Origin of the sequence: Qipengyuania proteolytica, assembly GCF_019711565.1 — a bacterium.
GTDB lineage: Bacteria > Pseudomonadota > Alphaproteobacteria > Sphingomonadales > Sphingomonadaceae > Qipengyuania > Qipengyuania proteolytica.
On sequence record NZ_JAIGNN010000001.1, the window covers coordinates 349,979 to 372,296 of the forward strand.

24 protein-coding genes are annotated in these 22,318 nt (G+C 65.8%); 9 read left to right on the forward strand and 15 right to left on the reverse strand.

Annotation, left to right across the window (positions count from 1 at the left end; all coding sequences use genetic code 11):
- Positions 1-7: 7 nt before the first annotated feature.
- Genes mnmA through K3172_RS01675 form a run of 3 tightly spaced genes read left to right on the forward strand, consistent with a single transcriptional unit; the run spans position 8 to position 3,230 of the window.
- On the forward strand, positions 8-1,162 hold the full coding sequence (gene mnmA / locus K3172_RS01665) for a tRNA 2-thiouridine(34) synthase MnmA (RefSeq protein ID WP_221588933.1): 1,155 nt from the start codon (positions 8-10) through the stop codon (positions 1,160-1,162).
- A gap of 44 nt (positions 1,163-1,206) precedes the next feature.
- The gene (gene gmd, locus K3172_RS01670; RefSeq protein WP_221586737.1) at positions 1,207-2,292 is read left to right on the forward strand and encodes a GDP-mannose 4,6-dehydratase; all 1,086 of its coding nucleotides are present in this window, start codon (positions 1,207-1,209) and stop codon (positions 2,290-2,292) included.
- Between the two features lie 2 nt (positions 2,293-2,294).
- Positions 2,295-3,230 carry a GDP-L-fucose synthase family protein gene (locus K3172_RS01675; protein ID WP_221586738.1) on the forward strand — a complete coding sequence of 312 codons (936 nt, stop codon included), beginning with the start codon at positions 2,295-2,297 and terminating at the stop codon, positions 3,228-3,230.
- On the opposite strand, the gene K3172_RS01680 is transcribed toward K3172_RS01675, so the two are convergent.
- Entirely contained in the window at positions 3,227-3,571 is a 345-nt protein-coding gene (locus tag K3172_RS01680; RefSeq protein ID WP_221586739.1) for a hypothetical protein, read from the reverse strand. The two genes, K3172_RS01675 and K3172_RS01680, sit on opposite strands and share 4 nt — an antisense overlap.
- A gap of 29 nt (positions 3,572-3,600) precedes the next feature.
- On the opposite strand from K3172_RS01680, the gene K3172_RS01685 reads away from it, so the two are divergent.
- Entirely contained in the window at positions 3,601-4,731 is a 1,131-nt protein-coding gene (locus K3172_RS01685; RefSeq protein WP_221586740.1) for a serine hydrolase domain-containing protein, read from the forward strand.
- Here the strand turns inward: K3172_RS01685 and K3172_RS01690 are convergent.
- The 3 genes from K3172_RS01690 to pdxH are packed head-to-tail and all read right to left on the reverse strand — an operon-like array spanning position 4,728 to position 7,062.
- Positions 4,728-5,525 carry a PhzF family phenazine biosynthesis protein gene (locus tag K3172_RS01690; RefSeq protein WP_221586741.1) on the reverse strand — a complete coding sequence of 266 codons (798 nt, stop codon included), beginning with the start codon at positions 5,523-5,525 and terminating at the stop codon, positions 4,728-4,730. The genes K3172_RS01685 and K3172_RS01690 overlap by 4 nt on opposite strands.
- Positions 5,525-6,457 carry a cation diffusion facilitator family transporter gene (locus K3172_RS01695; RefSeq protein ID WP_221586742.1) on the reverse strand — a complete coding sequence of 311 codons (933 nt, stop codon included), beginning with the start codon at positions 6,455-6,457 and terminating at the stop codon, positions 5,525-5,527. Before K3172_RS01695 ends, K3172_RS01690 begins: the two co-directional genes overlap by 1 nt.
- Entirely contained in the window at positions 6,454-7,062 is a 609-nt protein-coding gene (gene pdxH, locus K3172_RS01700) for a pyridoxamine 5'-phosphate oxidase (protein WP_221586743.1), read from the reverse strand. Before pdxH ends, K3172_RS01695 begins: the two co-directional genes overlap by 4 nt.
- 201 nt (positions 7,063-7,263) lie before the next feature.
- On the opposite strand from pdxH, the gene K3172_RS01705 reads away from it, so the two are divergent.
- The 3 genes from K3172_RS01705 to fabI are packed head-to-tail and all read left to right on the forward strand — an operon-like array spanning position 7,264 to position 10,050.
- Complete coding sequence (locus K3172_RS01705; RefSeq protein ID WP_221586744.1) at positions 7,264-8,223, forward strand: DnaJ C-terminal domain-containing protein; 960 nt, start codon at positions 7,264-7,266, stop codon at positions 8,221-8,223.
- 4 nt (positions 8,224-8,227) lie between these two features.
- Positions 8,228-9,253: a YihY/virulence factor BrkB family protein gene (locus K3172_RS01710; RefSeq protein ID WP_221586745.1), complete on the forward strand. Its 1,026-nt coding sequence runs from the start codon at positions 8,228-8,230 to the stop codon at positions 9,251-9,253.
- Entirely contained in the window at positions 9,241-10,050 is an 810-nt protein-coding gene (gene fabI / locus K3172_RS01715) for an enoyl-ACP reductase FabI (protein WP_221586746.1), read from the forward strand. The genes K3172_RS01710 and fabI overlap by 13 nt, the downstream gene beginning before the upstream one ends.
- A gap of 3 nt (positions 10,051-10,053) precedes the next feature.
- Here fabI and wecC read toward each other — a convergent pair whose 3' ends face one another.
- The 10 genes from wecC to K3172_RS01765 form a co-directional block, all read right to left on the reverse strand.
- Entirely contained in the window at positions 10,054-11,319 is a 1,266-nt protein-coding gene (gene wecC / locus K3172_RS01720; protein WP_221586747.1) for a UDP-N-acetyl-D-mannosamine dehydrogenase, read from the reverse strand.
- A gap of 74 nt (positions 11,320-11,393) precedes the next feature.
- Positions 11,394-12,515 carry a non-hydrolyzing UDP-N-acetylglucosamine 2-epimerase gene (gene wecB, locus K3172_RS01725; protein WP_221586748.1) on the reverse strand — a complete coding sequence of 374 codons (1,122 nt, stop codon included), beginning with the start codon at positions 12,513-12,515 and terminating at the stop codon, positions 11,394-11,396.
- Positions 12,516-12,558: 43 nt separating this feature from the next.
- On the reverse strand, positions 12,559-13,176 hold the full coding sequence (locus K3172_RS01730) for a hypothetical protein (protein ID WP_221586749.1): 618 nt from the start codon (positions 13,174-13,176) through the stop codon (positions 12,559-12,561).
- Between the two features lie 88 nt (positions 13,177-13,264).
- On the reverse strand, positions 13,265-13,792 hold the full coding sequence (locus K3172_RS01735) for a demethoxyubiquinone hydroxylase family protein (RefSeq protein WP_221586750.1): 528 nt from the start codon (positions 13,790-13,792) through the stop codon (positions 13,265-13,267).
- Positions 13,789-14,265: a disulfide bond formation protein B gene (locus tag K3172_RS01740; RefSeq protein ID WP_221586751.1), complete on the reverse strand. Its 477-nt coding sequence runs from the start codon at positions 14,263-14,265 to the stop codon at positions 13,789-13,791. Before K3172_RS01740 ends, K3172_RS01735 begins: the two co-directional genes overlap by 4 nt.
- A 15-nt stretch (positions 14,266-14,280) precedes the next feature.
- Positions 14,281-15,621, reverse strand: a complete 1,341-nt coding sequence (locus K3172_RS01745; RefSeq protein ID WP_221586752.1) for a S41 family peptidase — start codon at positions 15,619-15,621, stop codon at positions 14,281-14,283.
- A 101-nt stretch (positions 15,622-15,722) separates the two neighbouring features.
- Positions 15,723-16,943, reverse strand: a complete 1,221-nt coding sequence (locus tag K3172_RS01750) for a murein hydrolase activator EnvC family protein (protein WP_247717898.1) — start codon at positions 16,941-16,943, stop codon at positions 15,723-15,725.
- Between the two features lie 18 nt (positions 16,944-16,961).
- The gene (locus K3172_RS01755) at positions 16,962-17,384 is read right to left on the reverse strand and encodes a 23S rRNA (pseudouridine(1915)-N(3))-methyltransferase RlmH (RefSeq protein ID WP_221588937.1); all 423 of its coding nucleotides are present in this window, start codon (positions 17,382-17,384) and stop codon (positions 16,962-16,964) included.
- Positions 17,385-17,549: 165 nt separating this feature from the next.
- The gene (gene rsfS, locus K3172_RS01760; RefSeq protein WP_221586753.1) at positions 17,550-17,969 is read right to left on the reverse strand and encodes a ribosome silencing factor; all 420 of its coding nucleotides are present in this window, start codon (positions 17,967-17,969) and stop codon (positions 17,550-17,552) included.
- A 72-nt stretch (positions 17,970-18,041) separates the two neighbouring features.
- Complete coding sequence (locus K3172_RS01765) at positions 18,042-18,725, reverse strand: nicotinate-nucleotide adenylyltransferase (RefSeq protein ID WP_425594697.1); 684 nt, start codon at positions 18,723-18,725, stop codon at positions 18,042-18,044.
- A gap of 274 nt (positions 18,726-18,999) precedes the next feature.
- Here K3172_RS01765 and K3172_RS01770 point away from each other — a divergent pair, with 274 nt between their 5' ends.
- Together K3172_RS01770 and K3172_RS01775 are read left to right on the forward strand one after the other, a co-directional pair.
- Positions 19,000-20,118, forward strand: a complete 1,119-nt coding sequence (locus tag K3172_RS01770; RefSeq protein ID WP_345725569.1) for a M23 family metallopeptidase — start codon at positions 19,000-19,002, stop codon at positions 20,116-20,118.
- Between the two features lie 13 nt (positions 20,119-20,131).
- Complete coding sequence (locus tag K3172_RS01775; protein ID WP_221586755.1) at positions 20,132-20,521, forward strand: bactofilin family protein; 390 nt, start codon at positions 20,132-20,134, stop codon at positions 20,519-20,521.
- Positions 20,522-20,609: 88 nt separating this feature from the next.
- Here K3172_RS01775 and K3172_RS01780 read toward each other — a convergent pair whose 3' ends face one another.
- Complete coding sequence (locus K3172_RS01780) at positions 20,610-22,280, reverse strand: AMP-binding protein (protein WP_221586756.1); 1,671 nt, start codon at positions 22,278-22,280, stop codon at positions 20,610-20,612.
- Positions 22,281-22,318: the final 38 nt, after the last annotated feature.

Here is a 22,318-nt window from a genome sequence, read left to right on the forward strand (position 1 = left end):
GGCCGCCATGCCCGACAGCATCGCCCTTTCCCCGGCCGCAGCCGCCGACCTTTTCGACCTGCCGAAGCCGGCTGCCGAGAGCCGCATCGTCGTGGCGATGTCGGGCGGCGTCGATAGCTCGGTCGTCGCCGCACTCGCCGCGCGCAGTGGCGCGGAGGTGATCGGCATCACCCTGCAGCTCTACGATTACGGCGCAGCCACCGGCCGCAAGGGCGCCTGCTGTGCGGGCGACGACATCCAGGACGCGCGCGCCGTCGCTGAGCGGCTCGGCATCGCGCATTACGTGCACGACCACGAAAGCGCCTTTCGTGAAGAGGTGGTCGAAGCGTTCGCCGATTCCTATCTCGCCGGCCAGACACCGGTGCCGTGCATCCGCTGCAACATGGGGCCGAAATTCACCGACCTGTTTGCAATGGCGCGCGAACTGGGCGCAGATTGCCTTGCGACCGGCCATTACGTGCGCCGCGTCGCAGGACCTGCAGGCCCCGAACTGCACCGCGCGCTCGATCCGGCGCGCGACCAGTCCTATTTCCTTTATGCCACCACCGAGGAACAGCTCGATTTCCTGCGCTTCCCGCTCGGCGGTATGCCCAAGTCGGAAGTGCGCCAGCTGGCCGAAGAAGCAACGCTGCGCAATGCGGCCAAGCCGGACAGCCAGGACATCTGCTTCGTGCCAGATGGCGATTACGCGAAGATCGTGAAGAAGATGCGCCCCGAAGGCGTGCGCCCGGGCAATATCGTCCATGCCACTAGTGGCGAGGTTCTGGGTGCGCACAAGGGCGTCATCCATTACACCGTCGGTCAGCGGCGCGGGCTCGAAATCGGAGGCCAGCCAGAGCCGCTCTATGTTGTCGGCATCGATGCGGAGAAGGCCGAGGTTCGCGTGGGGCCGAGGCGCCTGCTGGCGGTCACGGCGGCGCGGATCGGCGAGACCAACCGGATCGGTCCGCTTCCCGATGTCCCCTTGACCGCGAAAGTCCGCAGCCTGGCCAAGCCGGTACCGGTCACGATCGAGGGATCGCTGGGCGACGGGCGGGCGGTCACGCTGCATTTCGACCAGCCCGAGTATGGCGTTGCCCCTGGCCAGGCGGCGGTCATTTATGCCGGTGAGCGCGTTGTCGGGGGCGGCTGGATCGAGTCGACCCAGCCGGTGGAAGCCTGAAAGCGGGGCAATTCCCGACTTGCGGCCTTGCACAGCGCCGGTGAATGGCCAATCCGTTTGGCAAAAGCGATAACGAGGTCGAGGTGGCGGCAAAGCGCGCATTGATAACCGGCGTCACGGGGCAGGACGGGTCCTTCCTCGCGCGGCTGCTGCTGGAGAAGGGCTATGAGGTTCATGGGGTCAAGCGCCGCTCGTCCTCCTTCAACACCGGCCGGATCGAAGACATTTACGAAGATCCGCATGCCGACGACCAGCGGATGCACCTGCACTTCGGCGACGTGACAGACGCCACCAACATCATCCGCGTCGTGCAGGAAGTGCAGCCGGACGAAATCTACAACCTCGCCGCGCAAAGTCACGTCCAGGTCAGCTTCGAGACGCCCGAATATACCGCCAATGCCGACGGGCTCGGCACGCTGCGCCTGCTCGAGGCCATCCGCATCCTCGGCATGGAGAAGACGGCCCGCTTCTTCCAGGCGTCGACCAGCGAGATGTACGGGCTCGCCCAGCAGTCTCCGCAAGACGAGACGACGCCTTTCTATCCGCGCAGCCCCTATGCGGTTGCCAAGCTCTACGCGCACTGGATCACGGTGAACTACCGCGAAGCCTATGGCTTGCACGCCAGCTGCGGAATCATGTTCAACCACGAAAGTCCTGTGCGCGGCGAGACCTTCGTCACGCGCAAGATCAGCCGCGGCGTCGCGGCGATATCGCTCGGAATCGAGGACCGGCTCTACCTCGGCAATCTCGACGCCCAGCGCGACTGGGGCCATGCCCGCGAATATGCCGTTGGCATGTGGCGCATCCTGCAGCAGGAGACACCCGGTGACTACGTCCTGGCGACCGGCGCCACCACCAGCGTGCGCGAATTCACCCGCTGGGCCTTCGAAGACATCGGCGTCGCGCTCGAATATCGCGGCGAAGGCTTGGATGAGAAGGGCTATTGCGCCGATACGGGCCGCTGCCTCGTCGAGATCGATCCGCGCTATTTTCGCCCGACCGAGGTCGACTTCCTGCTCGGCGACCCGAGCAAAGCCAAGGCGGAGCTCGGCTGGCAAGCCTCGGTACCCGTGCGCGAGCTGGCCCGCGAAATGGTGGCCGCGGACATCGCCCTGATCCAGGGCTACTGAAGATGGCGCGCTTCGCGCTCGAAGGCAGGCGCGTCTGGGTAGCGGGCCATGGCGGCATGGTCGGCAAGGCACTGTTACGCAGGCTCGAGCGCGAAGCGTGCGAAGTCCTGACAGCGCCACGATCGGTGGACCTGCGCGACCAGGCAGCGGTCGAATGCTGGTTCGGTGAAAACCGGCCCGACGGCATCATCCTGGCGGCAGCGCGGGTGGGCGGGATCATGGCCAACGCCACCCGCCCGGCGGAGTTTCTCTACGACAACCTGGCGATCGCCACGAATGTAATCGAAGCCAGCCATCGGCACGGAGCCCGTAAGCTGCTGTTCCTCGGCTCGTCCTGTATCTATCCCAAGCACGCGCCGCAGCCGATCGGTGAGGATGCGCTGCTGAGCGGACCGCTCGAACCCACGAACGAGGCCTATGCGATCGCCAAGATCGCCGGTCTCAAGCTCGCGGCTGCCTATCGCGCGCAATATGGCTGCGATTTCATCTCTGCCATGCCGACCAACCTCTACGGTCCCGGCGACAATTGGGACCCTGAGAGCAGCCATGTCGTGCCCGCCCTGATCCGCCGGGCTCACGAAGCGAAGCTTTCCGGCGCGGAGAGTGTGACCATCTGGGGCACCGGGACGCCGCGCCGCGAATTCCTGCATGTCGACGATCTCGCCGATGCCTGCGTGCTGCTCTTGCGGGACTATTCGGAACAGGCCCCCATCAACATCGGGTCGGGCGAGGACATCGCGATCGCCGATCTTGCGGCGCTGGTTGCGCGGGTCGTCGGCTTCGCAGGGCGGATCGACTGCGACCCGACGAAACCGGATGGCACGCCGCGCAAGCTGCTGGATTCGTCGCGCCTGGCCGCACTCGGCTGGTCGCCGCGCATCGAACTGGAGAAGGGCCTGCGCGAGGCCTATGCCGCCTTCCTGCGCGAGGCGGGTTAGCCCTCCCACTCCCGCAGGACACAGCCATAGCCTTCGCGATAGGTGGCCGTGTCGGACGCAATGAGCGGAACCGTGGCTGTCACGCTCTTCGCCGCCGCATCCTCGCTGAAGCGCACGAATTCCATGCCTTCCAGCTTGTCCTTCGCGCAGTCGCCCAGGCTCCGTCCGGCGACGAACCGGCAGGAGCAGGCGACATGCGCGCCATAGGCCGTTCCGGCACCGGCGGTACGGCGTATGCCGTCGCCCCAGACAGCCCAGGCGATCGCGCCGACGCCCGCAATGAGGATCGCGAGCCACAGCCAGAGGCGCAGTTTGGAGGAGCGTTTTTTGGCCGTTGCCAAGCGGGATTCCTTCGTGCGAGTGACGCCGCATGTCCTCGCGGCCCGCACCCCTTATCGCGCTTCTCCTTGCTGTCACAAGCCTTGGTTCCTGTGGCTCCCCCGGGCCCGCGGAAGAGCCGCCGCTGAGCGAGGAAGCGCTCGCCGCGATCAAGGACAACCCGGGCGCGCCGACCAATGCCCTGGCGCGCGAGACCGACCAGCTGTTCACGCTGGACGGGCTGGGCGAAACGCGCGCACTTGTGGTCGTACATGGCGGCCAGATCGCGGCCGAGCGCTATGCCGAAGGCTATGGCCCCGAAACCCGCTTCGTCAGCTGGTCGATGGCCAAGACGGTGACCTGCGTCATGATCGGCATGCTGGTGGCCGATGGCCAACTGCGGCTCGACGCCCCTGCTCCCGTGCCGCGCTGGCAACGGCCGGGCGATCCGCGCGCGGAAATCACCTTGCGCCAATTGCTCCAGATGCGCTCGGGCCTCGAGCATACCGAGGCGGGCGACCCACCTTACGAGAGTGGCGAGGTGCGCATGCTCTTCCTCGATGGGCGCGACGACATGGCCGACTACGCCACGGCGCAGCCGCTCGAGGCGGAGCCGGGCTCGAAGTTCGAATATTCCTCCAATACGACCGTGATCCTCGCCGACATCGCGGCGCGGGCGCTGACCGAGAGCCGCAATCCCGACGTCCGCCGCAAGGCCGTGTCCGACTATTTGCAGGCCCGCCTCTTCGGGCCGCTCGGCATGAGCTCGGCGGTGCCCGAGTTCGACCGATCGGGCACGCTGATCGGGGGCAGCCTGATCCACGCCACCGCCCGCGACTGGGCGAAGTTCGGCGAGATGCTGCGCAACAAGGGCTCGGTGAAGGGCGAGCAGCTGGTCCCGCGTGCATGGGTCGAGGAAATGTTGAAACCCAGCCCCAGATCGCCGCACTACGGGCTGCAGACCTGGCTCAACCGCCCGCTGCCCGATGGCGAAGAGCATCCGCTGTTTCCCGACCGCGCGCCGCACAGTGCTTTTGCCGCCATCGGCCATATGGGCCAGTACGTCTTCGTCTCGCCGAGCCAGCAGCTCACCGTCGTCCGGCTTGGCCACTCAAATGCGGAGGAGCGAAAGGCGATGCTTCAGCAACTGGCCGATGTGATCGAGCTCTACCCCGCAAACTAGGGCAGGAAGAAGCTGCCTTCGACCACGGTGACACAGGGTCCGCCGAGCCATGCCTGGTCGCCCACCCGGCGGCAGCTCGCATGGCCGCCCCGCTGCGAGGCCTGGAAGGCGGTGAAGCTGTCGCGCCCGAGCCGCTCGGTCCAGAACCACGTGAGTGCGGCATGGGCGGAACCGGTGAAGCTGTCCTCGTCTACCCCGCCGCCGGGGACGAATACGCGGCTGACCACATCGGTTTGCGTGCCGGGCGCGGTGCAGATGAACTGGTCGTTCCCCAGTGCCTTGAGGCCGCGCAGGTCGGGGTCGAGCTTGCGGACCTGCTCTTCGTTTTCGAACAGATAGATTCCGTATCGCTCGGGATTGAGCCACACCTCCTGCGGCGTCGCCCCCAGCAGCCTCACCGCTTCGTCCCACGCACCCCGCTCCGTGGGGATAAGCGGCAGGCCGAGCTCGTAGCCTGCATCGCTGCGTCGCACTTCGAGTATGCCCGCCTGACGGGTACGGAAGGTCACTCGTTCGCCGCCATCGCGTTCGAGCAGCGCATGACCGCTTGCCAACGTCGCATGACCGCACAGGCGAACCTCCTCGCTCGGCGTGAACCAGCGAAGCTCCCAATCGGCTTGGCCGCTTTCGTCGCGAATGACGAATGCCGTTTCCGCAAACATGTTCTCTTCCGCAATTGCCAGCAGCGTCGCGTCGTCGAGCCAAGTCTCCAGCGGCATCACCGCCGCCTGGTTGCCCGCGAAGGGCCGGTCGGAAAAGGCATCGACGTGCCAGTAGGGCAACTTGCGGCTCATCACTGCTTCTCCAGCTTGGCGAATTGGTCCTCTTCTACGAGCGGGTTGTCGGGCTCGTCGACGTGGCCTTCGGGATCGATGTGGATGAGCAGCTCCAGACCGGGGAACTGCCGGCACAGGTCCGCTTCGACCCGGTCGATGATGTCGTGCGCTTCCTCGACCGTCATCGTCGGCGGCATGTCGACATGGAATTGCGCGAAGTCGCGATGGCCGCTGGTGCGGGTGCGCAGATCGTGAAGGTTGGAGAGCTCGGGATGCTTCGCCACCGCCTCGACGAAGGCCAGCCGTTTCTCCTCGGGCCATTCGCGATCCATCAGGTCGTCGACCGCATCGCTCGCCCCGCGCCAAGCGCCGAAGGCGAGCCATGCGGCGATCGCGAGGCCGAACAGCGGGTCGGCCTTGGAAAGACCCGCGAACTGGTCGAGCGCCAGCGCCGCGATAACCGCCAGGTTGAGGAAGAGGTCGCTCTTGTAATGCAGGTGGTCGGTCTGGATCGCGAGGCTGCGCGTCCGGCTCATGACATAACGCTGCCAGCCGAGCAGCATGAAGGTGAGCACGATGGCGACCAGCGAGACGGCGATGCCCTCTTGCGCGGCAGCGGTCTCGACCCCGCCCGACAATTGCGTGATCGCGCGCACCGCGATGCCGAAGGCCGATAGCGCGATCAGCATGACCTGGAAGATCGCCGCCAGCGCTTCCGCCTTGCCGTGGCCGAAGCGGTGGTCCTCGTCCGCCGGTTGCGAGGCGATCCACACGCCGGTGAGCGTGGCGAGGCTGGCGATGAGGTCGAGCGCCGAATCGGCGAGGCTGCCGAGCATGGCCGTGGAGCCGGTCCGCCAGCTAGCCCAGGTCTTGAGCGAGACGAGGATCAGCGCGACGCTGATCGATGCGAAGGCTGCGGAACGGGCGAGGCGTGCGCGCTCGTCGGTCATGGGTAGAGCAGCGTGTTCGACCACGCCTCCCCTTCGCTGTCGCGGGTGAACAGGCGACGGTCGTGGAGGCGGAACTCGCGGTCGCTCCAGAACTCGATCCGGCGCGGGCTCAGGAGGAAACCGGTCCAGTGCGGCGGGCGCGGGATATCGCCTTCGGGATAGCGCTCCTCCAGTGCTGTCACGCGGTCGAGATAGACGTGCCGCGCGGGCAGCGGCCGCGACTGGTCGCTGGCGGCGGAGCCGATCTGCGAAACGCGCGGACGCGAGTGAAAATAGGCGTCGGCCTCTGCCTCGCTCACTTCGGAGAGCGGGCCTTCGATGCGGATCTGGCGGCGAAGACTCTTCCAGTGGAACAGGAGTGCCGCGCGCATGTTGGCGCGGATTTGCTCGCCTTTGCGGCTTTCGGCATTGGTGTAGAACACGAAGCCGTCCGGCCCGTGACCCTTCAGCAGCACCATCCGCACCGAGGGAAACCCGTCGGGCGAGGCTGTCCCCAGCGCCATGGCGTTGGGATCGTTCGGCTCGCTTGCCCTGGCCTCGCCATACCACACTTCGAACAGCGCGAAGGGGTCGGTCGCCGGAATGGTGCTCTGGTCGTTCTGCATCGGTTGGCCCTACAGGATCGGAGACATGGACCGCATGGACCACTGTTCAGGAGCAAAAACGTTTGCGGCCCGTTTTTGGCGCAAACCCGGGGCACAGAGGAGAAAAACGCTGGTCATCGCGCATCCCCTAACGCTTCTGCGATGTGTAGGGAACCGCCTGTGCTTGCGCGCAGGCGCTGTTGCACTTAGCTAATACGCCGAATGGCTACGAACGCATCCGATCCCTATTCCATCCTCGGTGTGGCGCGCAATGCGTCCGAGAAGGACATCAAGAGCGCCTATCGCAAGCTTGCGAAGGAGCTTCATCCCGATCGCAACACGGACAACCCCAAGGCGGCGGAGAAGTTCAGCCAGGTCACGCAGGCGTATGATCTGCTTTCGGACAAGGACAAGCGCGCCCGTTTCGACCGCGGTGAAATCGACGCCGATGGCAACCCGGCCAATCCCTTCGCCGGCATGGGTGGCGGCTACGGCGGGGCTGCCGGCGGCCAGCGCGGGTTCCGATCGCAGGACTTCGAAGGCTTCGGCAACGACGGCGTCGACCTCGGCGATATTTTCGAAGGCCTGTTCGGCGGAGGCCAGCGACGAGGGGCCGGCAGCCCGTTCGGCAACGCCGGTCGCAGACCCCCGCCCCCGCCCCGCAAGGGCGCCGACATCGCCTATCGCCTGCGAGTGTCCTTCACCGATGCGGCAACATTGAAGGACCAGCGCATCACCCTGTCCGACGGCAAGACGATCGACCTCAAGCTGCCCAAGGGCGTCGAGGACGGCACCCAGATGCGGCTCAAGGGCAAGGGCCAGCAGGGGCCCGGCGGTGCGGGGGACGGGCTGGTCACCATCGCGATCGACAAGCACAGGCTCTACAAGCGCGAGGGCGACGATGTGCGCTTTGCCCTGCCCATCACGCTCGACGAGGCGGTGAACGGCGGCAAGGTGCGCGTGCCCACGGTCGACGGACCGGTGATGATGACGATCAAGCCCGGAACGCATGGCGGAACGGTGTTGCGCCTCAAGGGCAAGGGGTTCACGCGCAAGGACGGCACCCGCGGGGACCAGCTGGTGACGCTGGAAATCCAGCTGCCGGAAGACCTTGGCGTGCTTGCCAAGCGGCTCGAAGGCTGGAAGGACGAGGGCGACCCACGCAGCAAGCTCGGGGTGTAAAGGTTTGAATCCCCAACTCCTCCCTGATGGCGGCGAGCAGGAAAAGCACCTGCTGTCGCCAGAGGTACGACGCGCCGAAGCCCGGGGACTGGGCAAGCGGGTCGTGAACCAGGTCGGTCCGGGAACGCGCGCCTGGGATGTGGTGAAGCGCACCGCGATCGGCACCTTCAACGACGGTTTCATCCACGCGGGCAACCTCGCCTATCTCGCGATGTTTTCGATCTTCCCCTTCTTCATCCTGGGCGCAGCGCTGTTCTCGCTGGTGGGCGAGGAGAGCGAGCGTGCCGCGACAATTAATGCCGTCCTCGTCGCCATGCCGCCGATGGTGGGCAATGTCATCGAACCGGTCGCGCGCGACGTGATCGAGGCGCGCAGCGGCTGGCTGCTGTGGGTCGGCGCGCTGGTCGGCCTCTGGACGGTCGGCAGCCTGGTCGAGACGATCCGCGATATCCTGCGCCGGGCCTACGGAACCCGCATGACCCGGGCGTTCTGGATGTACCGGCTGTTTTCGTCGGGCATGATCCTGGCGGCCGTGCTGCTGCTCATGCTGTCGCTGATCGCGCAGTTCGTCATCGGCGCCGCACAGGAGGTGATCCAGGCCTATTTCCCGCAACTGGTCGATCGCCTGACACAGCTGCAACTCTCGCGCATCGTGCCTGCGCTCGGCCTGTTCGGCTCGCTCTACCTGATCTTCTACACGCTCACGCCGTCGCGCTACCGCGCGCGGCGCTATCCCAAGTGGCCGGGGGTGCTGTTCACCACGCTGTGGTGGATCGTCGTCACCACCGCCATGCCGGCGGTGCTGCGGAGCTTTTTCACCTACGACCTCACCTATGGCAGCCTTGCGGGCATCATGATCGCCTTGTTCTTTTTCTGGCTTGTCGGGCTCGGGGTCGTTATCGGCGCGGAACTCAATGCGGCGCTGGCGGAATCTCCCGAAGAGGAGATGAACCGGCTGGGGCAGGAAGACGACCGGCGACGAGAGGCGCTGGCCAAGGAAATCGAAGAGGACACGGCATGGTCGGATTGATGGCAGGCAAACGCGGGCTGATCATGGGGCTCGCCAACGACAAGTCGCTCGCCTGGGGCATTGCCAAGAAGCTGGCCGAGCACGGCGCGGAATTGGCCTTTTCCTACCAAGGCGATGCGCTGAAAAAGCGCGTCGAGCCGCTCGCGGCGCAGCTCGGCAGCGACTTCGTCTTCGAATGCGACGTGTCGGACATGGCCGCGCTCGACGCCGCATTCGACACACTCAAGGCGCGCTGGGAGACGATCGATTTCGTCGTCCATGCAATCGGCTTTTCCGACAAGAACGAGCTGCGCGGGAAATATGTCGACACCAGCCTCGACAACTTCCTGATGACGATGAACATCTCGGCCTACAGCCTCGTCGCCGTGACGAAGCGCGCCGCCGAAATGATGCCGAATGGCGGCTCCATCCTTACGCTGACCTATTATGGCGCGGAAAAGGTCATCCCGCATTACAACGTGATGGGCGTGGCCAAGGCGGCACTCGAGACCTCGGTCCAGTACCTCGCCAACGACCTCGGCCCGCAGAACATCCGCGTCAACGCGATCAGCGCAGGGCCGGTGAAGACGCTCGCGGCCAGCGGGATCGGCGATTTCCGCTACATCCTCAAGTGGAACGAACTGAACTCGCCGCTGCGCCGGAACATCACGATCGAGGACGTCGGCGGCTCGGGCCTCTACTTCCTGTCTGACCTGTCATCGGGCGTGACCGGCGAGACTCATCATGTTGATGGCGGCTACCACGTCGTGGGGATGAAACAGGAAGACGCGCCCGATATCGGGCTCGACAAGGGGTAGAATTCAGGCGACGTCCGGCCAGATGCCGCGGGTGTCGTAGACGGCCTTGTTCTGGCGCTCTTCGGGCGGAATGACCTTGAAGACGTCGTGGTCAACCAGCGTGATCAGCACATCCGATTCCTCGAGCGCGGTGTCGATGTCGACCAGTTCAGCGCCGGTGCCGTCGAATTCCGCCGGCAGCTCGCCCGCATAGGGCTCGACCACCTGCACGCGGTCGCCAAACTCGCGCGCGAGGCTGGCGGCGACATAGCGCGCCGGGCTTTCGCGGAAGTCGTCGATATTCGCCTTGAAGGCGAGGCCGAGGCAGGCGACCTTGGCGCCCGGTTGCACCTCCACCAATGCCTTTGCGCGGGCGAGGACGTGGTGCATCTTGGCATCGTTGGTCTCGCGCGCCTGCCGGATGATCTTCGCTTCCTCGGGCGCGCCGTGGACGATGAACCACGGGTCGACCGCGATGCAGTGCCCGCCGACGCCCGGGCCGGGGGTGAGGATGTTCACGCGCGGATGGCGATTGGCGAGGCGGATCACCTCCCACACGTCGAGCCCCTGCCGGTCGGCGATCATCGACAGCTCGTTGGCGAAGGCGATATTGACGTCGCGGAAGCTGTTCTCGACCAGCTTGGTCATTTCGGCACTGCGCGCATCGGTGGTGACACATTCGCCCTTCACGAAGCGCTTGTAGAAGGCGAGCGCCTTGCGCGCGCAGCGCGGGGTGATGCCGCCGATCGAACGGTCGTTATGCGTCAGCTCCTCGAGGATCTTCCCGGGCAGGACGCGTTCCGGGCAATAGGCGATGCTGACGTCGGGCTGGCCGTCGGTAAGGCCCGGCATGGCGAGGTCGGGGCGCCTAGCGGCCATCGCATCGCGCATCGCCTCGGTCGTGCCGACGGGCGAGGTCGATTCGAGGATCACCACGTCGCCCTTCTTGAGCACGCCCGCCACCTTCTCGGCTGCGGCCATGACGTAGGAGGTGTCCGGCGTGTGGTTGCCGTCCTTTTCGAACGGCGTCGGCACCGCGATGACGAAGACGTCGGCGGCGCTGATCTCGGTCGAGGCGCGCAGCAGGCCGCGCTGGACCACCGCCTGCACCAGCCCGTCGAGATCGACTTCCTCGATGTGGATTTCGCCGCGATTGATCGTCTCGACAACCCTTTCCGACACGTCGAGCCCGAGCACCGGACAGCCCGCGCGCGCGATGATCGCGGCGGTGGGCAGGCCAATATAGCCGAGGCCGATGACGCAGACGTCGGGCTTGGTATCACCACGCATGAATTTTCGTGTCCCTGAACCGTGTTGAAGCCGGTCTACCGCCTGTCGGTAAATTTAACAGTAACGCTACGTTCCTAGCGAGCGAGGAGGTCGCAGATGCGCTGCGCCGACAACCCGTCGCCGAAGGGATTGTGCGCGCGGGCCATGGCGGAATAGGCCTCGGGATCGTCCAGCAGGCGCTCGGTTTCGCGCACGATCGTGTCGGCATCGGTGCCCACCAGCTTCGCGGTCCCTGCCGCAACACCCTCGGGGCGCTCGGTTGTTTCGCGCATGACGAGCACCGGCTTGCCCAGTGCGGGCGCCTCTTCCTGCACCCCGCCGCTATCTGTCAGCATGAGCTCTGCAATGTTCAGCAGACGGGCGAAATGCGGATAGTCGAGCGGTTCGATCAGCGCGACATTGTCGAGTCCTGCCAGCTGTTCGTTCATCACGGCGTGGACGTTAGGGTTGAGATGAACCGGAAAAATAACCGCAATATCTCCGCGTGAGGCAATCCGTTTAACCGCATCGGCGATATTCTGCATGCCGTCGCCGAAATTCTCGCGGCGGTGGCTGGTCATGCCGATGATGCGCTTGCCCGCAAACCTGGTCTCGAGATCGGCGAGGCCGGAGACGAGCCCCGGCTCCGCTTCCACCTTCGCGCTGACCCAGTGCAGCGCATCGATCACCGTGTTGCCCGTCACATGCACAGTGGCCGGATCGGTGTTTTCCTTGAGCAGCGCATCGCGAGCGGTATCGGTCGGCGCGCAGTGGAGCGCGGCAAAAGTTCCGACGACGCGGCGATTCACCTCCTCGGGCCAGGGGTGGTAGATGTCGCCGCTGCGCAGGCCGGCTTCGACATGGCAGACGGGAATCTGGCGGTAGTAAGCGGCGATCGCGCCCGCCATGACCGTGGTCGTATCGCCCTGTACCACAACCCAGTCGGGCGTTTCCGCGTCGAGCACCCTGCCAATCTCGACCAGCGCACGCGCCGTCAGCGCGTCGAGCGTCTGGCCGGGCGTCATCAGGTCGAGATCGTGATGCGGCACGACATCGGCAATCGCCAGCACTTGGTCGAGCATGCCGCGATGCTGCGCGGAGACACAGACGCGGCTGTCGAAGCGCGGATCGGCGTCCAGCGCGTGCACGAGTGGGAACAGCTTGATCGCTTCCGGACGGGTACCGAAAACGGTGAGAATCTTGCGGGGTTCAGCCATGAGCGCCGTAGTAAGCGCAAATGGTTAAGCGGCGATAGACGCGTTACATTTCGGGCGGCTGGACCAGATCTTCCTCGCTCGTCACGTCTTCGCTTTCCATGCCTGCGACCGTCGTGTCGTCTGCCGCGGCTTCGTCGGGCGTCTGGCCGGCGCGCTCGCGCTCGAGCCGCTCCATATAGTCACGTTCGATCATTTCGACGCGGTCCTGCTCCTCCGCAGCCTCGGCGTCGATGCCCTCGAGGCGCTCGGCGCGCGCTTCGGCAACGAGCTGGCCGAAGCGGACCTCGGAGGAATTCTCCTTGTCGGCATAAGCGTTGCGAATCAGTTCCTGCGTGCAGCCGGTGAAGCCGCCTGCGCCAACCGGCGAGCAGGACATGATGCCCGAAGCGCCCACATATTCGAGCTGTTCCACGCGCTGCGCCCAGGCCTCATTGGCCGGATTATCGGAAAAGCGCAGGCGCTCGGGGATGCGGAACCGCTCGTTCTCGTTCTTGCGCGCGCACACGACGATCTGGTCGGCCGTGCTCTCGGGGCAGGCGTCATCGCCATAGACGATGACCATGTTGTAGCTGTCGTCACCGGTCTCGACCGGAGTCTGCGCAATAGCGGGGCCAGCCAGAGCAGCGGCTGCCAGGGCGAGCAGGGGGACGGGCTTGGTCATCGGAACCTCTTCGATCTTTCTGCCCGCGCATTGAGCACGCGTGGCGGTGAACGCTTACTGAAGCGCATGACGTGGGCGGAGCGTTCCCTCAGAGCCGCTCCGACACCCGAATCGCCACGCGGCAGCCCAGCCGGATCATGCCGGAGAGCAAGGGGTAGGCCGGCGCCCGTTCGGCCCCGGCAGCAAGCGCCGCGTCACGATGTTCGCGCTCGTCCTCGCGAAACTCCTCGATCATCGCCGCCAGTTCCGGATCCTCGCCGGTTTCGAGCAATTCATCGAGCTGGCGCGAATAATGCTCGTCTATCTCGGTTTCGATCGCGGCAGTGCAGGCCATCGCCGCCTCGGGACCGATCAAGGCGGTCGCCGCGCCCAGCGCAAAACCCGCGCGATCCCACAAGGGCTGCAGCACGGTGGGCCGGACGCCGCGCCGCGCCATCAGCGCGTCGAACTTCGCGCGATGCCCGGCTTCCTGTTCGGCCATGCCGGCGATCTCCGCCGAGTCGGGCGCACGATCGCCCATGACGGCAAGCTGGCCCTCATAAATGCGCGTCGCGCCGAATTCACCGGCCTGGTCGACGCGGATCATGCGAGCGATATGGTCGGGTACCTTGCTCATGCGCGACGATCCTTGCCGAGCAGCAGCAGGATCGCAAGCCCGGACGCAGTCGAGATCAGGAAGTTGAAACCCGCGAGACTGATGCCCAGCAGCGTCCACGCAGGCTCGTCGCAGCGCACCAGCGGCGTGTTCATGATACTGTCGAGCGCGCTGCCGCCATCGTCGGCGACGATCGCGGCGCAGGAGGTGATGCCGTCCCACCACTTGTATTCGACACCCGCGTGGAACAGCCCGATCGCGCCCGAAGTGAGGATCGCGATCGCGGCAAGGCCCGTCCACAGCCGCTGCGGCGGCGCAACGAAGGCCAGCAATCCAAGTGCAACGGCCGCAAAATGCGGCCAGCGTTGCCACCAGCACATTTCGCACGGGTAGAGGCCGAAGCCGTATTGCGACACATAAGCCCCGCCCAGCAGCAGGGCGGGGATTGCCAGTGCGAGCGCCCGCGCGAGGCGCGAATGGGGAGACAGGCTCATGCCCGCCCGTTTAGCTTACTTGGCGCGCGCGGCAACCGCGTTCGGTGCGGTCCGCCGCAATGTCTCGACCGCATAATGCAGCTGGAAATCGTCGATCCCCTGCTTTTCGAGTTCCTCGGCAGTCTGCTGGAAGCGCGGGTCGTCGCGGGTGTCGCGTTCCATCGCCTCGTCGGCCATGCCCGCCTCGTTGACCAGGTGTCCGCGCAGGTCCGATTCGCGCATGGTGAACCGCGATTTCTTCGCAAGGTCGGGATCGGACAGCTGCGGCACGGCGATGTCGGGCTTGATCCCGCCTTCCTGCACCGAATGGCCCAACGGCGTGTAGTATCTCGCGGTCGTCAGCTTGAGCGCGGCATCGCGGCCGAGCGGCAGGAGCGACTGGACGCTGCCCTTCCCGAAACTGCGCTGGCCCATGACCACCGCACGGCGATGGTCCTGCAGCGCGCCGGCAACGATCTCGGAGGCCGAAGCCGAACCGGCGTCGATCAGCACGATGATCGGCAGGCCGTCGGCGATATCGCCGCGGAAGACGGTCTCTGCGTCGTAATAGATGTTCTCGCCCCGTGCGCGACCGCGCTGCGACACGATCCGTCCTTCGGTCAGGAAAAGGTCCGACAGTGCAACCGCCTCGTCGAGCGAACCGCCCGGGTTGGAGCGCAGGTCGAGCACAAGGCCGTTGAGCCTCCCGGTCGCCTTGCTGCGCAGGTCTTCCCATGCGGCGAACACATCGCTGCCGACATCGCGCGAGAACTCGTTGATCATGATGTGGCCGATATTGCCCGGCTGGAGTTCCCAGGTCACCGGCTCGAGTTCGATCACACCGCGGGTCACGGTCACATCGAATGGCTCGTCACGGCCCGGGCGGAAGATCGTGAGGCCGATCGAGGTGCCTTCGGGCCCGCGCATCTGCGCCACTGCCTCGTCGAGGCTGCCGCCGACGATCAGTTTCCCGTCGAGATGCGTGATGAAGTCGCCGGCTTTCAACCCGACCTTGTCGGCGGGACTGCCGCGGAAAGGCGAGATGATCTTTACCGCACCGTCTTCCATGATGACCGAGAGGCCGAGGCCGGAGTAGTTTCCGTCGATCATGGTCTCGAGGCGCTGGAGATCGCCGCCGTCGAGGTAGGCTGAGTGCGGGTCCAGCGAGGCGAGCATGCCGTCGATCATGCCGCGCATCAGCTTCTCGTCGTCGACCTGCTCCACATAGCTAGCCTTGATTCGCTGGTAGACCGCCATGACCTTCGCAAATTCGGGGCCGGCGCGCCCTTCGACCTGCGCGACACCGGCGGTTGTCGCGGGAATGAGCGCCACGGCGGTGACTAGGGCGGCCGAGCGAAGCAGGGCGGCAAATTTCATCGGCAATGTGTCTCCTATGCGCGCGCATTCTATCGCGCAGCAGCGCTTAACACCAGATGAGCACGACATGCCCGTCCCGAAAGGGGAAATCGACGGACCGCCTATTGCAGGTAGTCGAGGGGGTTCACTGGCGAGCCCCCTTTCCGCAATTCGAGTGTGACGGAAGGATTCTCCGCTGCGGCGAGGCCCAGCGGCGATCCTGCGACGAGGGATTGCCCGACCGCGACATCGAGCGAGCCGAGACCGGTGACGAGGCTGGTCCAGCCATTGGCATGTTCGACGATGACGATCCGGCCATAGCCGCGATAGGGCCCGGCAAAGGCCACCCGCCCCGCTCCCGGTGCAACCACTTGCGCGCGCGGCTGCGCGACCAGCTGGATGCCCGCCTCGCGCGGGCCGCCCTCCCCGCTCTCCCCGAAACCGCGCGCGACCCGGCCGGCGACGGGCAGGATATAGCGGGCCGGCGGCGCGGTCGCAGAGGGCATGGGGCGCGGTGTTTCCGAGACTCTCGCCGCTTGCGGATCGGCCGGGCGGATCAGCGGACCGGGCAGCGCGGCCAGCCTTTCGCGCAGGCTGCCGGCAGCTTCCAGTTCGCCGACTAGTGTGTCGAGATCGCGCGCCTGCTCCGCCAGGACAAGCGCTCGCTGCGCTTCGCGGTCGGCCCCGCCCGCAGCCTGTTGCGCCGTCAGCCTTTCGCGTTCGGCCGCCGCGACGAGAGCCTTGCGCCGCTCGATCAGCGCCACCTCGCTATCGCGCCGGTCCGCCAGCGCCTGCTGCGCTTCCGCTTCGAGCGCGCGCGCCCGATCGAGTTCTCCGCGCAACGCCGCGGTTCGGTTGCGCACCAACGGGATCGCGCTGTCGAGAACCGCGCGCGTATGGACGAGGTCCCTGAGCGAACCTGGTTGCAGCGCCGACAGCGTCAGCGGGCGTCGCGATATGCTTTGGAGGGCTCCGGTCAACCGGACGAGCGGTTCGCGGCGCTCGGCAAGGCGGCGATCGAGAGTCCTGCGCTGACGGCTGGCGAGCGCGAAGCGCGCTTCCGCAGCCGCGATCCCCGCCTCCGCCTGCTGCACCCGCGCGGCAAGGGCTGCGGCCTGCTGCACAGCCTTTTCCGCCGCCTCGCGCGATTGTGCGGCCTGCTGTTCGAGCCGCTCGCCCCGGGCACGGGCGTTGCGCTGTTGCTGGCGCGCCGCGTCGAGCGCATCGCGGGCTTCCGCCGTGCTCGTAAACCGTGTGGGCGCCTGCGCCTCCGCCGGGGCCAGCAAGATCCCTGCCCCCAGGAGCGCGCACAGAAGACAGATGGGGGCAAACAGCCGGATCATGGCGTCAGTCCTGCACCATCAGCCGCTGCGATGATAGGGGTGCCCGGAAAGGATGGTGGTCGCGCGGTACAATTGCTCGGCCAGCATGGCCCGCGCAAGCAGGTGCGGCCAGGTCGCCGATCCGAAGGCGAGCAGAAGATCCGCTTCGCGCCGATCCTCGTCCGAATGCCCGTCGGCCGCGCCGAGGACGAACCGGCATTCGCGCGTGCCGTTGTCGCGCCATCGCCCGAGGATGGCGGCAAACTCCTCGGACGAAAGGTCCTTGCCCCGCTCGTCGAGCAAGACCGTTTTGTGCGGGTTTTGCGGATCGGGGATGCGCCCGCCGCTTTCGGGCAGCTCGGTGAACTTCACCGGCCACGTCAGCCGCTTCTCATAGCGCGCGACCAGCTCCGCCTCGGGCGAGCGGGCGATCTTGCCGCGAGCGATGACGTGGAGAAGGATCGGAAAAGCCCCTCGAATGGCAAGGCACCGGTCCGGTTGAGGGCCGGCAAGGGCGGAAGCGAAGTCGAGGACGCCGCTGGCCAAGCACACCCGCAAGTGCTCGACCGAGCAACGCGAGGGAGAAATCGCAGAGGAGGCTCGCGCGGATGCGCGAGCGGACAGCGATTACGCCGTGCCGGCCACCGGCGGTGCGTCGCCGAAAGCCCACATGCGCTCCAGATTGTAGAAGCTGCGGACTTCCGGACGGAAGAGATGCACCACGACGTCGCCCGCATCGAGCAGGACCCAGTCGGCCGCCGGAAGCCCTTCGAGCTTCACCGGGCCGTAGCCTTCCTGCTTGATCTTCTCGGCGAGCTTCTGCGCGATCGCGGCCACCTGCCGGGTCGAGCGACCCGAGGCGATGATCATGTGATCGGCGATCGAGCTCTTGCCTTCGAGCGGAATGGCGACGACGTCCTGCGCCTGGTCGTCATCGAGCTGCTTGAGCACCAGCGCCAGCAGCGGATCGGAATCAGCCTTGGCCAAGGATATCACCTGGGCAGTCGGCTTGCCCGGCTGGGCCGGATCGGTATGCGCCTGGGTCATAGGCGGATGCGGTACTCCTGGATCGTGGGGAAGTGGTTCGCGTGCCCGGAGCCATCATAAAAACACTACGCATCATGGCGCGGTGGTTTCCCCCTGCGCCATCACGAGCCGGTGCGTCAGCTGGTCCCTCGGAGGCGGCCCGGCGAAGCGTGCGGCCCAATCGGGATCGGCGCGGCGGATGGCCGTGGCCGATCGTGGATCGGGATCGAAACGCAAAGTCACCAGTGCCGGTGCACTCCATTCACCCCCGTTTGCAAAGCTGGCGAGCGGCACGCGAAAGCGCCCGAGCCAGGCCATCGCGGGGCTTGCGACGACGGCGTCATCATAGCCGGGCCGCGCAATGACTGCAATCGGCATCGTCCGCGCTATCGTCCGCCAGTCGCGCCATAGGTGAAACTGGGCGAGATTGTCGGACCCCATCAACCAGACGAACTCCTTCTTCGGATAGCGGCGCGCAAGCGCCGCGAGCGTATCGACGGTGAAGCGCGTACCCAGCTCGCGTTCGATCGCGGTGACGCGGATCGGTGCGCGGCGGGCCAGACGGATCGCCGAGCGCATCCTTGCCGGAAGCGGCGCCATCCCCGCCTTGGGCTTGAGGGGATTGCCCGGCGACACGAGCCACCACACCTCATCGAGACCAAGTGCGCGCAGGGCGAACAGCGAAATGCGGCGATGCCCGCCGTGGGCGGGGTTGAAGCTGCCGCCAAGCAGGCCGATTCGCGCACTCATCGTGCGAGTGGCGCCTTTTCGCCTGATTTGTCGATTTTATACAATGCGTTAGGTCGCCCTGCTCCGGCCTATCAAGGAGCCCTGAGTTAACAATAACTTAAACTTTGGATCGAAGATCGGTTCCGAAATTTCCCCGAGTTGAAACGACTCGTCCCGTCCTTGCTTCGACTCATGGATTCCATGGGAACCGCGATTCGATTTTCGCGGGAACCCCTGTTAGCGACCTCGACAAGGGACGTAAGACCATAAGGGACGGGTCGTTTTGGGCAATCATATTTCCGGCAGCGGTTGGGGACACCGCGTGCGCAACTGGTTTCCGGATCGCGAGTTTTTCATGCGCTCCGAAGGCCAGGTTCGCTTCATCACAATATCCTCGAAAATCCAGATGACCGCAGCGGCGATCGCCGTTGCGGTGCTTGTCGTGTGGGCCGTGTCGATGGCCGTCGCGGGCTGGACGCAATATCGCGCCACCGCCGACCGCCTCTCGCTGCTCGACCGCGAAGCCAAGGTGGCCACGGCCGCCGAGCGCGTCGATGCCTACCGCCACAATATCGATGCCGTCGCCAGCGATCTCAAGCAGCGCCAGGACTTCATCGAGGCGATGGTCGAGACACTTCCCGACGACGTGAAGCAGGTCGAAAATGTCAGCGACTCCTCGAGCGAGGCCTCGGCCACGGTCGACAAGGTCAGCATGTCCATTCCCGAAGCGGCCGAGCTCGCCCGGATCGAGGCGCGCCAGCTCGCCTTCGTCGAAAGCCTGACCCGCTATGCCGACTGGCGCGCGCAACGCGCAGCCTCGGCTCTCAAGCAACTCGGCCTCGACCCGCGCAACATGCTCGCCAATGCCGACCGCAGCGCGATGGGTGGCCCGCTCGAGAAACTCGCCACCTCCGCCGACGGCACGATCGACCCGCGTTTCGAGCGCCTCGGCCTATCGATCGCGCGCATGTCGGCGCTCGAGAACGGCCTTGCCGGCGTACCGCAGGTGGCTCCCGCCTCGGTCGAGATGGTCACGTCGAGCTACGGTTATCGCCGTGACCCGTTCACTGGCGCCGCCGCCATGCACTCGGGCCTCGACTTCCGTGGCCCCAAGGGCGCGCCGATCTATGCCGCAGCCGCTGGCCGCGTGACCTTCGTCGGGCGCAAGTCGGGCTATGGGAACACCGTCGAGATCACCCACGGCAACGGCCTGATGACGCGCTACGCGCATATGTCGGCCTTCCGTGCCAAGATCGGCCAGAAGGTCGAGCCGGGGCAGACCATCGGCGCCATCGGCAGCACCGGCCGTTCGACCGGTCCGCACCTCCACTTCGAGGTTCGCATCAACAATCGCGCGGTCAACCCGCGCACCTTCCTGGAGACCGCCCCCCATGTTCTCGAAGAAATCCGACGAGCTCCCCAGCTCGCCCGTGCAGAATAGCGGAGGGCGCACCATGGCTACCCGGAGCAATTCGACCTTCTCCGTCCTCGGATCGGACCTCGCGATCAAGGGCGACATCAAAGCCTCGGCCGACCTGCATATCGACGGTTCGGTCGAAGGCGACATCGCCTGTTCGAGCCTCGTGCAGGGCGAAACCAGCACGGTGACCGGCGCGATCAAGGCCGAGAGCGCCCGCCTTGCGGGAACGGTGAACGGGTCGATCACCGCACGCGAGCTGGTGATCCTCAAGTCCGCCAAGATCAACGGCGACGTGTTTTACGATGCGCTGACCATCGAACAGGGTGCGCAGGTCGAAGGCCGCTTCGCCCACCGCGACGCGAAAAAGGCCGCCGCAGCGCAGCCGCAGGCGGGCAAGCCGGAGCTGCAGCAGGTCGCCAGCTGAGGCCGTCATAAAGTTTGGAGGGCCAAGTTTTTGGAGGGGATGAGGGCCGCCCGCGCAACGACGCAGGCGGCCTTCTCTTTTGCCCAGGTCAGCCGAAGAGCTCTGCGCGGAGCGCCTTGCGGTCGAGCTTGCCGATCATGGTTTTGGGCAGTTCCTCGCGCACGATCACGCTTTCGACGCGTTCGTGCTTGCCGATCCGGGCGTTAAGCCATGCAGCCAGCGCCTCGCCCGTCGCCCCGGATCCGCTGTTGAGCGTGACATAGGCGCGCGGGCGTTCGCCGAGATAGTCGTCCGGCACGCCGATCACGAGCGCTTCCTTGATCGCCTCGTTCTCGAGCAGCACATCCTCGACCTGGCTCGGGAAGACCTTGAAGCCGCCGACCGCAATCATGTCCTTGATCCGATCGACGATCTCGATGAAGCCCTCTTCGTCGACTGTCGCCACATCTCCGGTGCGCAACCAGCGCTTCCCGTCGTGTTCGACGAAGACGTCCTTCGCCGCCTCGGGCCTGTTCCAGTAGCCCTGCATCACCTGGGGACCGTGGATCGCCAGTTCACCGGGCTCGCCGTCGGGTGCGGCCCGGGTGGGGTCCTCCTTGTCGAGCAACAGGATTTCCGTACCGGCAACCACCTGCCCGATCGTGCCGGGCTTGCGCTTCCCGCGATAGGGGTTGGCGGAGACGACGCCCGAACTCTCCGTCAGGCCGTACCCCTCGACGACCCGGATACCTGTGGCCGACTCGAATTTTTCGCGCAAGGGGGCGGCAAGCGGGGCGCCACCGGAGATACAGACCTTGATGGTCGAGACGTCGGTCGTCGCAAGGTCGGGATGGTCGAGGAGCGCCTGAAACATGGTCGGCACACCGGGAAAGCCGGTCGTCTTGTAAGTCTCGATCGTCTGCAGGACCTGCTTCGTCTCGAAGCGCGGCACCATGGCGATCGATGCGCCGGTGACGACGGCATGGTTCAGTAGCGCGGTATTGGCGAAGACATGGAAGAATGGAAGCGCGCCCATGAAGCATTCGTTCTCCGGCGAACCGAACGGGCTGAGGCTGGCCGCCTGCTGCGCGTTGATCGACAGATTGGCATGGCTGAGCATGGCGCCCTTCGGGGTGCCGGTTGTGCCGCCTGTGTACTGGAGCAGCGCAAGATCCCCGGCTGCAACCGCCGGCAGTTCGGGTCCCGGCGCAGCGCCGGCCAGCAAGCGGGACCAGTCCAGCACCGAATCGCCATACGCCACCCTGGCGATCTTGCGCCGCGCGAAGAGCCGCATGGCGAGCCCCTTGACGGTCGGCAGCATGGCCGACAGGCGCGCAACCACCAGCGTCTCCAGCGCCGAGGCACCCAGCACCGCTGCGGCGGTGCCATAGAGTTCGGGCACGTCCACGGTCACCAGCAGGCGCGTGCCGCTGTCGGCGACCTGCGTGCTCAGTTCCTCCACAGTGTAGAGCGGCGAGAAATTCACCACCACTGCGCCAGCCATCATCGCGCCGTAATAGGCCGCAACATAAGTCGGGACATTGGGCAGGAAGAGGCCCACGCGATCACCCGCCGCGATCCCGTGCGCCCGGATCGCATGGGCAAAGGCCTCGGCCTCGCGATAGAGTTCGCCGTAGGAAAAGGTGCGGCCCAGGAAGTGGAGCAGCGGTGCGCCCGGATTGCGCTGCGTGGTGCGCGCAAACATGTCCGGCAGCGCCATCGCTTCGAACTTCGTATCCCACGGAACGGGATGGTGGCTGGGCAGCTTGCTTACATCCATGTCAATAGCATGGCGCTAAACCCGCGAAACGCAAGCAA

What these genes read in the sequence shown, in the direction of transcription:
- mnmA (WP_221588933.1), top strand. Translation starts at nt 8, where the DNA reads ATGCCCGACAGCATCGCCCTTTCCCCGGCCGCAGCCGCCGACCTTTTC.
- gmd (WP_221586737.1), top strand. Translation starts at nt 1,207, where the DNA reads ATGGCCAATCCGTTTGGCAAAAGCGATAACGAGGTCGAGGTGGCGGCA.
- K3172_RS01675 (WP_221586738.1), top strand. Translation starts at nt 2,295, where the DNA reads ATGGCGCGCTTCGCGCTCGAAGGCAGGCGCGTCTGGGTAGCGGGCCAT.
- K3172_RS01685 (WP_221586740.1), top strand. Translation starts at nt 3,601, where the DNA reads ATGTCCTCGCGGCCCGCACCCCTTATCGCGCTTCTCCTTGCTGTCACA.
- K3172_RS01690 (WP_221586741.1), bottom strand. Translation starts at nt 5,525, where the DNA reads ATGAGCCGCAAGTTGCCCTACTGGCACGTCGATGCCTTTTCCGACCGG.
- K3172_RS01695 (WP_221586742.1), bottom strand. Translation starts at nt 6,457, where the DNA reads ATGACCGACGAGCGCGCACGCCTCGCCCGTTCCGCAGCCTTCGCATCG.
- pdxH (WP_221586743.1), bottom strand. Translation starts at nt 7,062, where the DNA reads ATGCAGAACGACCAGAGCACCATTCCGGCGACCGACCCCTTCGCGCTG.
- K3172_RS01705 (WP_221586744.1), top strand. Translation starts at nt 7,264, where the DNA reads ATGGCTACGAACGCATCCGATCCCTATTCCATCCTCGGTGTGGCGCGC.
- fabI (WP_221586746.1), top strand. Translation starts at nt 9,241, where the DNA reads ATGGTCGGATTGATGGCAGGCAAACGCGGGCTGATCATGGGGCTCGCC.
- wecC (WP_221586747.1), bottom strand. Translation starts at nt 11,319, where the DNA reads ATGCGTGGTGATACCAAGCCCGACGTCTGCGTCATCGGCCTCGGCTAT.
- wecB (WP_221586748.1), bottom strand. Translation starts at nt 12,515, where the DNA reads ATGGCTGAACCCCGCAAGATTCTCACCGTTTTCGGTACCCGTCCGGAA.
- K3172_RS01730 (WP_221586749.1), bottom strand. Translation starts at nt 13,176, where the DNA reads ATGACCAAGCCCGTCCCCCTGCTCGCCCTGGCAGCCGCTGCTCTGGCT.
- K3172_RS01735 (WP_221586750.1), bottom strand. Translation starts at nt 13,792, where the DNA reads ATGAGCAAGGTACCCGACCATATCGCTCGCATGATCCGCGTCGACCAG.
- K3172_RS01740 (WP_221586751.1), bottom strand. Translation starts at nt 14,265, where the DNA reads ATGAGCCTGTCTCCCCATTCGCGCCTCGCGCGGGCGCTCGCACTGGCA.
- K3172_RS01745 (WP_221586752.1), bottom strand. Translation starts at nt 15,621, where the DNA reads ATGAAATTTGCCGCCCTGCTTCGCTCGGCCGCCCTAGTCACCGCCGTG.
- K3172_RS01750 (WP_247717898.1), bottom strand. Translation starts at nt 16,943, where the DNA reads ATGATCCGGCTGTTTGCCCCCATCTGTCTTCTGTGCGCGCTCCTGGGG.
- rsfS (WP_221586753.1), bottom strand. Translation starts at nt 17,969, where the DNA reads ATGACCCAGGCGCATACCGATCCGGCCCAGCCGGGCAAGCCGACTGCC.
- K3172_RS01775 (WP_221586755.1), top strand. Translation starts at nt 20,132, where the DNA reads ATGGCTACCCGGAGCAATTCGACCTTCTCCGTCCTCGGATCGGACCTC.
- K3172_RS01780 (WP_221586756.1), bottom strand. Translation starts at nt 22,280, where the DNA reads ATGGATGTAAGCAAGCTGCCCAGCCACCATCCCGTTCCGTGGGATACG.